The organism is Roseateles chitinivorans (assembly GCF_002761755.1).
GTDB classification, from domain to species: domain Bacteria; phylum Pseudomonadota; class Gammaproteobacteria; order Burkholderiales; family Burkholderiaceae_C; genus Roseateles; species Roseateles chitinivorans.
Map to the genome: position 1 here is coordinate 115,646 of NZ_PEOG01000005.1, position 11,883 is coordinate 127,528.

Sequence of the window (11,883 nt, forward strand, 5' to 3'; positions counted from 1 at the left end):
CATGGGCTGGTGGAAGCACGACAGCGCCATCGTCGACGACGGCGCGCAGCTGGGCGAGGGCACCAAGGTCTGGCACTTCAGCCATGTGTGCGCCGGCGCCCGCATCGGCGAGGGTTGCTCGCTGGGGCAGGGGGTCTACGTCGGCAACGAGGTGACCATCGGCCGCAACGTGAAGATCCAGAACAACGTGTCGGTCTATGACGCGGTGACGCTGGAGGACGACGTGTTCTGCGGCCCGTCCATGGTCTTCACCAATGTCTACAACCCGCGCTCGGCGGTGCCGCGCAAGAGCGAATACCGCCGCACGCAGGTGAAGCGCGGCGCGACGCTGGGCGCCAACTGCACCGTCGTTTGCGGCGCCACCATCGGCGAGTACGCCTTCGTCGGCGCCGGTGCCGTCGTCAAGGGTGACGTGACGCCGTTCGCGTTGATGGTCGGCGTGCCGGCGCGCCAGATCGGCTGGATGAGCCGCCACGGCGAGAAGCTGGACCTGCCCGTCGAAGGCCAGGGGCGCGCGGCCTGCCCGGCCAGCGGCGAACGCTATGAACTCACCGGCCGGACGCTGCGCCTGCTGGACGCCACGGAGCCCCAGGCATGAGCCTTCCCTTCATCGACCTCAAGGCGCAGTACGCCGCGCTGAAGACCAGCATCGACGCGCGCATCCAGCGCGTGCTCGATCACGGCCAGTACATCATGGGTCCGGAGGTCCAGGAGCTGGAGACGGCGCTGGCGGCCCGCGCGGGCACGAAGCACTGCATCACCGTGGCCAGCGGCACCGAGGCCCTGCTGATCGCGCTGATGACGCTGGACCTGCAACCCGGCGACGAGGTCATCACCACGCCCTTCACCTTCGCCGCGACGGTCGAGACCATCGTGCTGCTGGGCGGCGTGCCGGTGTTCGTCGACATCGAGCCCGACAGCTGCAACCTCGATGCCGCGCTGATCGAGGCGGCCATCACGCCGCGCACCAAGGCCATCATGCCGGTGAGCCTCTACGGCCAGGTCTGCGACATGGACGCGATCAACGCGATCGCGTCCAGGCATGGCGGCATCGCGGTGATGGAGGACGCGGCCCAGTCCTTCGGCGCCACCTACAAGGGCCGCCCGAGCTGCGGCCTGTCGACCTGGGGCGCGACCAGCTTCTTCCCGAGCAAGCCGCTGGGCTGTTACGGCGATGGCGGCGCGCTCTTCACCGATGACGACGCGCTGGCGCAGGCCGCGCGCGAGATCCGCGTCCACGGCCAGAGCCAGCGCTACACCCACACGCGGGTGGGCGTGGGCGGCCGCATGGACACGCTGCAATGCGCGGTGGTGCTGGGCAAGCTGGAACGCTTCGACTGGGAGATCGCCCGGCGCCTGGCCATCGGCGAGCGCTACCAGCAGCAGCTCGGCGCGCTGCCGCTGCAGCGCCTGGCGGTGCGCGAGGATCGCGACTGCGTCTGGGCCCAGTTCACCGTCCAGGTGGACGAGCGCGAGGCGGTGGTCCAGGCGCTCAAGCAGGCCGGCATCCCGACCGCGATCCACTACCCGCGACCCTTGCACCGCCAGCCCGCCTACGAGCAGCGCTGCCGCGTCGCGACGCCGCTGCCGCAGGCCGAGGCCGCGGCGCGGCGGGTGATGAGCCTGCCGATGAGCGCCGACCTCAGCGAGGCGCAGCAGGACGAGGTGGTCGCCGCGCTGCGCGCCGCCCTGGCCTGAGCGCCGACGCGCGACGGCCCGCACCGATTCCCCCCGATCAACCCCTGGACAAGGCCACCAACGCGATGCTGCTGGGCTACACGCTGGATGCGGTGCGCGCGCGGATGCGCGCCCGGGTCGCGGCGTGGCTGGGGCTGCGCGTCGGTACCCGCGCGCAGATCCATCCCGGCGCGCGCGTGCGCTGCGGCCGGGGCAGCGCGCTGGGCGCCGGCTCCATCCTGTACCGCGACGTCCAGCTGCTGGCCTCCGGCACCGGCAGCTTCCAGATCGGGGTACGCAGCCACATCGCGCCGGGCGGCTACCTGCTGATCGGCCAGCAGCGGCTCACCATCGGCGACGACGTCGCCATCGGCCCCGGGCTGATGCTGTTCTGCGAGTCCAACGCGGTCACCGCCACCGGCCTCTTCCGCGAGCACTACCAGCGCGCCGACATTCGCATCGGCAGCAACGTCTTCCTCGGCGCGCGGGTCACGGTGCTGCCGGGCAGCGTGATCGAGGACGGCGCGGTCGTCGCCGCGCATGCGGTGGTGCGCGGCCATCTCCCCGGCGGCTGGGTCTACGGCGGCGTGCCGGCCCGGCCGCTCCACCGGGTCGACGGCGCCCGCCCGCCGTCGTCGTCCTCATGAAGGGTCATGTCGCCGGCGCGCTGCGCTGGCGCGACCTGCCCGCGGCGCTGTGGCACTGGCTGCGGCGTGGCGCCGCCAGCCTCGAGGACTTCCGCGCTGCCTTCGCGCGCAGCCTGGACCTCGATCCGGCGGTCGCTGGCGAGGTGCGGCTGTTCGGCAGCGGCCGCGCGGCGCTGCATGCGTTCACCGCATCGCTGGACCTGCCGCCGGGCTCCGAAGTGCTGCTCCCGGGCTACACCTGCGTGGTCGTGCCCAATGTCTTCATGCACCTGGGCCTGGCGGTGCGCTACGTCGACATCGCGCGCGACGACTTCAACCCCACGCCGGACGCGATCTCGGAAGCCATCAGCGGCGCGACGCGGCTCGTGGTGGTGCCGCACAACTTCGGCCTGGTCACCGAGGGCCTGGACGAGCTGCGCATCCAGCATCCCGACGTCGTCTTCGTCGAGGACGCCGCCCATGCCTGGGGCAGTGCCGACGCGATCGGTCGCCGCGTTGGCACGCTGGGCCATGCGGCCTTCTTCAGCTTCGAATACTCCAAGCCCTTGACCACCGGCATCGGCGGCGCGCTGGTGATCCACGATGCCGCCACGCGCGAGCGCTTCGCGGCCCGCATGCCCGCGCTGCGGGCGCCGTCGACCGGCACCGTCCTGCGCCAGTTGCTGACGCTGTGCTGGCATCGGTTGACGATGAGCCTGCCGCGGCCGGCGCTGGCCGCGCTGACCACGCTGCTGCGCGCGCCGTCCCGGATGCTCGGCGTGGTGGCGAAGACGCCGGACAGCGAGGTCGCCGGCGACACCCAGCCCGACTACCGGGCCGGGCTGCATCCGCTGAGCGCCGCGATCGGCCTGATGCAGGCACGCCGCTTCGACGCGATCCATGCGCTGCGTCGCGCGCAGGCGGCCGACTTCGATGCGTTGCTGACCAATCTGCCGGGCTGGGAGTGGCCGGTCCGCGCCCCGGGCGCCGTGCTCCTGCGCTATCCGCTGCTGCTGCCCGATGCGGCGTCCCGCGATGCCGCGCTGGCGGCGCTCGAGGCGGAAGGCATCGTCGGCGGCACCTGGTTCGACGACGTCGTGCATCCGCGCGGCAGCCGCCGCTTCAGCTATACGGCCGGCGACTGTCCGCAGGGCGAGCGCGCGGCCCGCACCGTGCTCAACCTGCCGCTGGGGCTGCATGCGCGGCTGAGCGCCTCGCAGCGGGCCGCGGTGCGTGCGATCGCGGAGCGTCACGGAGGCCAGCTCCGATGACCGTCCGCCGCCGCTTCGCCCAGCTCGCTGGCGCCTCGATGCTGACGCAGGCGATCCCGATGCTGATCGCGCCGCTGCTGACGCGCTGGTATGGCGCCGAGGCGCTCGGGCACTGGGCGCTGTTCGTCGCGCTGGCCGCCAACCTCGCCACCATCGCCAACGCGCGCTACGAGTTCGCGATCGTCATGCCGCGCCGGGACGGCGAGGCCGCGCTGGTGCTGCAGCTGGCGCTCTGGATCGCGCTGGCCATGGGCCTGCTGACGGCGGCCGGCGCGGGCGCCTGGCACCTGCTGATGGCGCAGCATGCGCGGCTGGGGGGGCGCTGGGTCTCGCTCTCGCAGCTGGATCCGTGGCTGCTGATGCTGGCCCCGGTGGTGGCGCTGGCCGGCATGCAGCAGGCGCTGAGCCTGTGGAACAACCGCCAGGCGCGCATCGATGTGATCGCGCAGGCGCGGGTGCTGCAGCAGGGGGTGATGGCGGCGGCCCAGGCGCTGGCGGCGCTGGGCGGCTTCGCGAGCGTGGCCGCGCTGGTGCTGTCTCAAAGCCTGGCCGCGTTGCTGGCACCGCTGTGGCTGCTGCGCCGGGGCGCGCGCTGGCGGCGCGCGACGCGGCTGGATCAGGCGGGCAAGTCCTGGCATTGGCGCCACCTGCGGCGGCTGGCCTGGCGCTACAAGCAGTTCCCGCTGCTCAACAGCCCGCATGCCTTCGTCAACGCGGCCCAGGAGACGCTGGTGCTGGCGATGATCGCCGCCTGGGCCGACGCCGCGACGGCGGGCTACTACGCGCTGATGGTGCGGCTGGTGAAGGCGCCGGCGACGCTGGTCGGCGGCGCGCTGTCCGAGGCGCTGCTGGGCGAGCTCGCCCGCGACTGGCAGCGCGGCATCGACCTGCGCCCGCGCCTGCTGCGCGGCATCCGCCTGCTGGCGATGGTGGCGCTGCCCGGCATGGTGGTGCTGATCGCCGTCGGCCCGGCGCTGTTCGGCTGGCTGCTGGGCGAGGACTGGGCGACCGCCGGCGAGTACGGCCGCTGGATCGCGCCCTACGTCGCTGCGCACTTCATCGCCGCGCCGCTCACGGTCACGCCGATGGTCACCGGACGGCAGCGCGGCGCGCTGGCCTTCAGCCTGGTCGGCAACGCGCTGTATGTGCTGCCGGTCGCGCTGGTCCTGAGTTCCGGCGGCGCGCTGACGACGGCGCTCGGCGCCATCGCGGTGCTGCTGCCGATCTATTTCGCGATCTACCTGGCGTGGCTGCTGCGCGGCTCGGCGCCGCGGCCGGTCGCCCACGGAGTGCCTGCATGAGACTGGTCCTGATCGGGGACGGCGAGAGTCCCCACCTGCTGAAATGGGCGCGCGCGCTGTCGCAGCGCCGCGAGATCGAGCTGTGGGCCGCATCCACGCGCGGCTTCGCGCCCGAGTTCCATTTCCTGATCCCCGAGGACCGCCGCCTCGCGCTGAACACCGATCCCGCGCATGCCGGCGGCAACATCGCGGTGCTGAAGCAGCTGCCGGCGCTCGGCGCGTGGCTGAAGAAGGTCGATGCCGACTGGCTGCATGCCCACTACCTGACCTCGCACGGCACGCTGGCCTGGGCCGCGCGTCGCGGCTGGAAGCTGCGCGCGCGGATTGCCGGTTCCGCCTGGGGCAGCGACATCCTGGTCACGCCCGGCCAGGGCTGGGCCTACCGCTGGCTGACGACGCAGGTGCTCAAGGCCTGCGCGGTGACGACTTCGGATTCCGAGTTCATGAGCGCCCGCATGCGCGAGCTGGGCGCGACCGAGGTGATGACCTTCCCCTTCGGCCTTGAGCAGTTGCCCAAGCAGAACGTGCGCAAGCAGCCCTGGCTGTTCTACGCCAACCGCGGGTTGGAGCCGATCTACCGCCCGCATCGCGTGATCGAGGTCTTCGCCGCGATCGCGGCGAAGCAGCCCGAGGCCCGCCTGGTCGTCGCCAACGACGGCTCGCTGCGCGGCGCGCTGGAGGAGCAGGTGCGTGCGCTGGGCCTGGCGGAGCGGGTCGAGTTCACCGGACGCCTGGATGCCACCTCGCAAGGCCGCCGCTACGCGCCGGCGCGCTGGTTCCTGAGCCTGCCGGAGAGCGATTCGGTGTCGGTGTCGGTGCTGGAGGCGATGGCGCACGAGTGCCTGCCGCTCCTGTCCGACCTGCCAGCCAACCACGAGCTGCTGGGCACCGCCGGCAGCCTGGCGCTGGGGCAGCCCGACACGCTGCTCGGCCGCCACGGCCTGATCCTGAAGGACGACGAGGACCTGGGTGCGCTGCCGGACCGCCTCCGGATGCTGGTCGGCCAGGCCGAGGTCGCCGGCCAGGCGGTCGATGCCGACCGCCTCGGCGCGGCCAACCGCGCCTGGGTCGCCGCGCATGCGATGTTCGGCCCCGCCGTCGCCCGCTTCGTCGAACGCCTGCAACGCGCCTGAGGCGCCTGACCGCGAGAGTCTTTCCCTGACGTCCCCATGAAGCTGCTGCTGATCAACCACTACGCCGGCTCGCCGAAGCACGGCATGGAGTTCCGCCCGTTCTACCTGGCTCGCGAATGGGTCCGGGCCGGGCACCAGGCGCTGATCCTGGGCGCGTCCTACTCGCATGTCCGCACCACCCAGCCCGAGCCCGGCATGGCCGCGATGAGCGGCGTGAACTACCTCTTCTACGACACGCCCGAGTACCAGGGCAACGGCATGGGCCGGGTCAAGAACATCTGGTCCTTCTGCCGCCAGGTCTGGAAGGACGCCGACATCCTGGCGCGCGAATTCGCGCCGGACGTGGTCATCGCCTCCAGCACCTATCCGATGGACGTCTGGGTGGCACGCCGCGTGGCCAGGCTCGCGAAGGCCAAGCTGGTCTACGAGGTCCACGACCTGTGGCCGCTCTCGCCGATCGAGCTGTCGGGGATGTCGAAGTGGCATCCGTTCGCGATGCTGTGCCAGAAGGCCGAGAACGATGCCTACCGCGATGCCGACGTCGTCGTCTCGATGCTGCCCAAGGTCCACCAGCACATGGCGGCGCACGGGCTCGACCTGAAGAAGCTGCACATCGTGCCCAACGGCATCACGCTGGATGAATGGTCCGAGCATGGCGAGCCGCTCGAGCCCTCGATCCAGGCGCACCTGGACGCCGAGCGGGCCGCCGGTCGCACCGTCGTCGGTTATGCCGGCTCGATGGGCGAGCCCAACGCGCTGGACGTGCTGCTGGACGCGGCGAAGCTGCTGAAGGACAGTGCGCTGAGTTTCGTGCTGGTCGGCGGTGGCCATCTGCGCGAGCGGCTCGAGGCGCGCGTGCGCGACGAGGAACTGACGAACGTCGCGATGTTCCCGGCGATTCCCAAGGCGCAGATCCCGTCGCTGCTCAAGGGCTTCGACATCGCCTACATCGGCTGGCAGCGCACGCCGATCTACCGCTTCGGCATCGCGCCCAACAAGCTGATGGACTACCTGATGGCGCAGCGGCCGGTGCTGCACTCGGTGGAGGCCGGCAACGATCCGGTGGCCGAGGCCGGCGCCGGCCTGACGGTGCCGCCCCAGGACCCTCGGGCGGTCGCCGACGGCCTGTTGAAGCTGGCCGCCGTGCCGGCCGAGGCGCGCGCCGAGATGGGCCGTCGCGGTCGCGAGTTCGTGCTGGCGAATCACACCTACCCGGTGCTGGCGCAGCGCTTCATCGACGCGGTGTCCTGAGCGCGGCGCCGATCTGCACGCGTCCACCGTTCCGCAGGCCCACAGTCCCGATCCACGCAGTCCCGATCAACGCAGTCCTCACCACGGCTCCGACCGACGACGACATGACCCAGGACCGAGAACTCCAGGCCATCGCCCAGCGTTATGCCCGCCGCGACCAGCGGCTGGCCGGGCTGGAGCGCTACAGCCTGCTGCGCCCCGAGGTCTGGCAGATGCTGCACGAGCGCCAGGCCGCGATGTGGCGGCTGCTGTCGGCGCATCGCGCGACGCTGCCGGAGGCCGACGCGTCGGTGAGCGGCTGGCGCATGACCGAGGTGGGCTGCGGCGCCGGCGGCAACCTGATGGACATGCTGCGGCTGGGCCTGCTGCCGCAGCACCTGACCGGCATCGAGCTGCTGCCCGAGCGCCTGGAGGCGGCGCGCGCCGCGCTGCCGCAGCAGGTGCGGCTGCTGGCGGGCGATGCCTCGCAGGCCGAGGTGGAGTCGGGCAGCCAGGACCTGGTGCTGCAGTCGACGGTGTTCTCGTCGATCCTGGACGATGCGCTGCAGCAGCGCCTGGCGCAGGCGATGTGGCGCTGGCTGCGGCCGGGCGGGGCGGTGCTCTGGTACGACTTCATCGTCGACAATCCGCGCAATCCCGACGTCCGGGGCGTGCCGCTCAAGCGCGTGCGCGCGCTGTTCCCCGAGGGCCGGACGACGGTGCGCCGTGTCACCCTGGCCCCTCCGATCGCGCGCGCCGCCTGCCGGCTGCACCCTGGCGCCTACCGCGTCCTCAACACGATGCCCTTCCTGCGCAGCCATGTGCTGGCGCTGATCACCAAGACACCATGAGCCAGAACCCCGATCAGAAGCTCCCGTTCCTGCCGTTCGCCCTGCCCGAGCTGGGTGAGGAGGAGATCGCCGAGGTCGTCGACACGCTCAGGAGCGGCTGGATCACCACCGGCCCGAAGGCCAGGCGCTTCGAGCAGGCCTTCGCCGAGTTCCTCAACGAGCCGCAGATCGAGTGCATCGCGGTCAACTCCGCGACCGCCGGCCTGCACCTGGCGCTCGAGGCGCTGGGCATCGGCCCCGGCGACGAGGTCATCACCACGACGCACACCTTCACCGCCACCGCCGAGGTGGTGCGCTACATGGGCGCGGACGTGAAGCTGGTGGACATCGATCCGAAGACGATGAACATCGCGCTCGACCAGATCGAGGCCGCGATCACGCCGCGCACCAGGGCCATCATTCCGGTCCACTACGCCGGCCTGGCGGTGGACATGCTGACGCTGCTGGACATCGCGCGCCGGCATGGGTTGAAGGTCGTCGAGGATGCGGCGCATGCGCTGCCCACGACGCTGGAGAAGGAACTGATTGGCACGATGGGCAGCAATGCCACCGTGTTCAGCTTCTATGCCAACAAGACCATGACCACGGGCGAGGGCGGCATGCTGGTGACCCGCGACGCCGAGCTTGCCAAGCGGGCGCGCGTGATGCGCCTGCACGGCATCAACCGCGATGCCTTCGACCGCTTCACGGCCAAGGTGCCGAGCTGGTACTACGAGATCGTCGCGCCCGGCTTCAAGTACAACCTGACCGACATCGCGGCGGCGCTGGGGTTGCACCAGCTCAAGCGGTTGCCGGCCTTCCAGAAGCGCCGGGAGCAGATCGCGGCGCGCTACTTCGAGGCGCTGGCCGACCTGCCGCTGATCCTGCCGCCGCAGGCGCCGGAGGGCGACGTGCACAGCTGGCACCTGTACGTGCTGCGCCTGACCGAGGACGCGCCGATCGGCCGCGACGAATTCATCGAGCGCCTGTTCGAGCAAGGCATCGGCTGCAGCGTGCATTACGTGCCGCTGCACCAGCATCCCTACTGGAAGGAGCGCTACGGCCTGACGCCGGAGATGTTCCCCGAGTCGCAGAAGGCCTACGAGCGCACGGTGACGATCCCGCTGTACACGGCGATGACCGACGAGCAGGTCGAGCGCGTGATCGCCGCGGTGCGCCGCGCGCTGGGCGCCTGAGCGGGCCGGACGGGCACGGGAGCGGGGACGGCCGATGGCCAAGCGACTCTTCGACATCGTCTGCGCCGGCATCGGCCTGCTGCTGCTGAGCCCGCTGCTGCTGGCGGTGGCGGTATGGGTCAAGCTGGACTCGCCGGGGCCGGTGATGTTCCGGCAGGAGCGGGTGGGGCGCTTCGGCGCGCCGTTCCGCATCCACAAGTTCCGCACGATGCGGGTGGACGCGCCACGGCTCGGGCCGCAGATCACCATCGGCGACGACGCCCGCATCACCCGCAGCGGACGCTGGCTGCGCGCGAGCAAGGTCGACGAGCTGCCCCAGCTGTGGGACGTGCTGCGCGGCGCGATGAGCCTGGTCGGCCCGCGGCCCGAGGTGCCGCGCTACGTGGCGCTGTATCCGGCGGAGCTGCGCGAGCTGGTGCTGTCGGTGCGGCCGGGCATCACCGATCCGGCCTCGCTGAGCTTCCGCAACGAGAGCGAGCTGCTGGCGCGGGCGGAGGATCCGGAGCGCGAGTATGTCGAGGTGGTCATGCCGATGAAGCTGCGCCTGGCGGCGGACTACGTGCGCAATGCCAGCCTGGGCGGCGACATCCGGTTGATCCTGGCGACGCTGGGCGCGATCAAGGCCTGAGCACCAGGCACGGAACAAGAGAACACGATGAACTGGTTGTCCCTCGATGCCTTCCTGACGCGCATCCGGCCTTACCGCGAAGCGCTGGCGCTGGCGCTCGACATGGTGGCGGTGGCGCTGGCCTGGCAGGCGACCTATCTGTTCCGGTTGGGCTTCGAGCGCTGGTTCGAAGCCAGGCCCGGCTACGACCACTGGGTGATGCTGGGCATCGTCGCGCTGTACGGGGTGCTGCTGCGGCTGTTCCACGTGCCCAAGGGCATGTGGCGCTTCAGCGGTTTCGGCGAGATCAAGCGGCTGGCAGCGGTGTGCATCGCCGCAGGCCTGATCGCCGCGGTGGCGGTCCTGATGGCGCAGCTGACGAAGGTGCCGCGGGCGGTGCTGGCGCTGCATCCGGTGTTCACGCTGATGGCGCTGGCGACGATGCGCATGGGCTACCGGATGCTCTACGAGCACATGCGCAGTCGCATCAGCGGCAGCGCGCTGGAGCAGCGCCGCGCGCTGGTGATGGGTGCGGGGGATGCCGGCCGGCTGCTGGTGGCCGGCATCCAGCACCAGCAGGGCTGGGTGGTGGTGGGCTACCTGGACGATGCGCCGGAGAAGCGTGGCGCGCGGGTGGCCGGGGTGCCGGTGATCGGCACGCTCGAGGATGCGGGGCGCCTGGCGGAGATGCATGGCATCACCCATGTGATCGTGGCGATGCCGGCCGCGACGACGGCGCAGCGCCGACGCGCGCTGGACCTGGCGGGCAAGACCGGGCTGGCGGTGCTGACGGTGCCGAGCAGCCAGGAACTGCTGGCGGGCCGCGCGGTGAACCAGGTGCGGGACATCGAACCCGAGGATCTGCTGGGCCGCGAGCCGGTGCAGCTCGACGAGGGCGGCATCAGCGAGTGCATCGGCGGCAAGGTGGTGCTGATCACCGGGGCCGGCGGGTCGATCGGGTCGGAGCTGTGCCGGCAGGTGGCGCGGTACGGGCCGTCGCGGATCGTGCTGTATGAGCTGAGCGAGTTCGCGCTGTATTCGATCGAGCAGGAACTGAGCGAGAAGTTCCCGCATATCCCGCTGGTGCGGCTGATCGGGGATGTGAAGGACCTGGAGCACCTGCGGTTCACCTTCGGGAAGTACCGGCCGCAGATCGTGTTCCATGCGGCGGCTTACAAGCATGTGCCGTTGATGGAGGAGGAGAACGCGTGGGCCGCGCTGAGGAACAACACGCTGGGGACGTATCACGCGTGCACGGCGGCGGCTGAATCAGGGGCCGAGCGCTTCGTGCTGATCTCGACCGACAAGGCGGTGAATCCGACGAATGTGATGGGGGCGACGAAGCGCGCCGCGGAGCTGGTGATCAGTCACATGGCGGGGCAGGGGCACGCGACGAAGTTCATGGCGGTGAGATTCGGGAATGTGCTGGGCTCGAGCGGGAGCGTGATTCCGAAGTTCAAGGAGCAGATCGCGAAGGGGGGGCCGGTGACGGTGACGCATCCGGACATCATTCGCTACTTCATGACGATTCCAGAAGCCGCGCGATTGGTGCTGCAGGCCGGCGCGATCGGGGAAAGCGGGCAGGTGCTGGTGCTCGACATGGGGGACCCGGTGAAGATCGTGGATCTGGCCAAGACGATGATCCGGATGGCGGGGAAGAGCGAGCAGGAGATCGGAATCCACTTCACGGGGTTGAGGCCGGGGGAGAAGCTTTACGAGGAATTGATTGCGGATTCGGACAAGACGGTGCCGACCCGCATCGCGCGGGTGAGGATCGCAAGGCTGAGTCAGGCGCATGTCGACGGCGAGTTGACTCAATGGCTGAGTGCTGTTCGAGACGACCGCCACGGAACAAGGGAGGCGACCGTGACTGCGTTGCGACGCTGGGTGGCCGAGTACGGAACGCCCGAGCGCCCGTCCGTGGGCGCCTCCGGTCCAGTGGCGGGGGCACCATGACGCGAGAACGCGCACGCGGGGGAGGGATGCGAACCTCGCGCTTGCCCCTGCTCTTG

General features: G+C 70.8%; 11 protein-coding genes. All 11 read left to right on the plus strand.

Annotation, left to right across the window (positions count from 1 at the left end):
• Position 1 precedes the first annotated feature (1 nt).
• Entirely contained in the window at positions 2 to 598 is a 597-nt protein-coding gene (locus tag CS062_RS00990) for an acyltransferase (RefSeq protein WP_099859611.1), read from the plus strand.
• Positions 595 to 1,698, plus strand: a complete 1,104-nt coding sequence (locus tag CS062_RS00995) for a DegT/DnrJ/EryC1/StrS family aminotransferase (RefSeq protein WP_099859612.1) — start codon at positions 595 to 597, stop codon at positions 1,696 to 1,698. The genes CS062_RS00990 and CS062_RS00995 overlap by 4 nt, the downstream gene beginning before the upstream one ends.
• A gap of 65 nt (positions 1,699 to 1,763) precedes the next feature.
• Positions 1,764 to 2,324: an acyltransferase gene (locus CS062_RS01000; RefSeq protein ID WP_099859613.1), complete on the plus strand. Its 561-nt coding sequence runs from the start codon at positions 1,764 to 1,766 to the stop codon at positions 2,322 to 2,324.
• On the plus strand, positions 2,321 to 3,574 hold the full coding sequence (locus CS062_RS01005; RefSeq protein WP_099859614.1) for a DegT/DnrJ/EryC1/StrS family aminotransferase: 1,254 nt from the start codon (positions 2,321 to 2,323) through the stop codon (positions 3,572 to 3,574). Before CS062_RS01000 ends, CS062_RS01005 begins: the two co-directional genes overlap by 4 nt.
• Positions 3,571 to 4,875 (plus strand): lipopolysaccharide biosynthesis protein, encoded by a 1,305-nt coding sequence (locus CS062_RS01010; protein WP_099859615.1) that lies wholly within the window; start codon positions 3,571 to 3,573, stop codon positions 4,873 to 4,875. Before CS062_RS01005 ends, CS062_RS01010 begins: the two co-directional genes overlap by 4 nt.
• On the plus strand, positions 4,872 to 6,008 hold the full coding sequence (locus CS062_RS01015; RefSeq protein ID WP_099859616.1) for a glycosyltransferase: 1,137 nt from the start codon (positions 4,872 to 4,874) through the stop codon (positions 6,006 to 6,008). Before CS062_RS01010 ends, CS062_RS01015 begins: the two co-directional genes overlap by 4 nt.
• A gap of 36 nt (positions 6,009 to 6,044) precedes the next feature.
• On the plus strand, positions 6,045 to 7,259 hold the full coding sequence (locus tag CS062_RS01020; protein ID WP_099859617.1) for a glycosyltransferase family 4 protein: 1,215 nt from the start codon (positions 6,045 to 6,047) through the stop codon (positions 7,257 to 7,259).
• Positions 7,260 to 7,363: 104 nt separating this feature from the next.
• Entirely contained in the window at positions 7,364 to 8,089 is a 726-nt protein-coding gene (locus CS062_RS01025) for a class I SAM-dependent methyltransferase (protein ID WP_099859618.1), read from the plus strand.
• Entirely contained in the window at positions 8,086 to 9,264 is a 1,179-nt protein-coding gene (locus tag CS062_RS01030) for a DegT/DnrJ/EryC1/StrS family aminotransferase (RefSeq protein ID WP_099859619.1), read from the plus strand. Before CS062_RS01025 ends, CS062_RS01030 begins: the two co-directional genes overlap by 4 nt.
• 34 nt (positions 9,265 to 9,298) lie before the next feature.
• Positions 9,299 to 9,892: a sugar transferase gene (locus CS062_RS01035; protein WP_099859620.1), complete on the plus strand. Its 594-nt coding sequence runs from the start codon at positions 9,299 to 9,301 to the stop codon at positions 9,890 to 9,892.
• A 27-nt stretch (positions 9,893 to 9,919) separates the two neighbouring features.
• Positions 9,920 to 11,827 carry a polysaccharide biosynthesis protein gene (locus CS062_RS01040; RefSeq protein WP_099859621.1) on the plus strand — a complete coding sequence of 636 codons (1,908 nt, stop codon included), beginning with the start codon at positions 9,920 to 9,922 and terminating at the stop codon, positions 11,825 to 11,827.
• Positions 11,828 to 11,883 lie beyond the last annotated feature (56 nt).

Bases quoted from the DNA above. Each gene is read 5' to 3' on its own strand.
- CS062_RS01040 (WP_099859621.1), top strand. From the start codon at position 9,920: ATGAACTGGTTGTCCCTCGATGCCTTCCTGACGCGCATCCGGCCTTAC.
- CS062_RS01020 (WP_099859617.1), top strand. From the start codon at position 6,045: ATGAAGCTGCTGCTGATCAACCACTACGCCGGCTCGCCGAAGCACGGC.
- CS062_RS00995 (WP_099859612.1), top strand. From the start codon at position 595: ATGAGCCTTCCCTTCATCGACCTCAAGGCGCAGTACGCCGCGCTGAAG.
- CS062_RS00990 (WP_099859611.1), top strand. From the start codon at position 2: ATGGGCTGGTGGAAGCACGACAGCGCCATCGTCGACGACGGCGCGCAG.
- CS062_RS01005 (WP_099859614.1), top strand. From the start codon at position 2,321: ATGAAGGGTCATGTCGCCGGCGCGCTGCGCTGGCGCGACCTGCCCGCG.
- CS062_RS01025 (WP_099859618.1), top strand. From the start codon at position 7,364: ATGACCCAGGACCGAGAACTCCAGGCCATCGCCCAGCGTTATGCCCGC.
- CS062_RS01015 (WP_099859616.1), top strand. From the start codon at position 4,872: ATGAGACTGGTCCTGATCGGGGACGGCGAGAGTCCCCACCTGCTGAAA.
- CS062_RS01010 (WP_099859615.1), top strand. From the start codon at position 3,571: ATGACCGTCCGCCGCCGCTTCGCCCAGCTCGCTGGCGCCTCGATGCTG.
- CS062_RS01030 (WP_099859619.1), top strand. From the start codon at position 8,086: ATGAGCCAGAACCCCGATCAGAAGCTCCCGTTCCTGCCGTTCGCCCTG.
- CS062_RS01035 (WP_099859620.1), top strand. From the start codon at position 9,299: ATGGCCAAGCGACTCTTCGACATCGTCTGCGCCGGCATCGGCCTGCTG.
- CS062_RS01000 (WP_099859613.1), top strand. From the start codon at position 1,764: ATGCTGCTGGGCTACACGCTGGATGCGGTGCGCGCGCGGATGCGCGCC.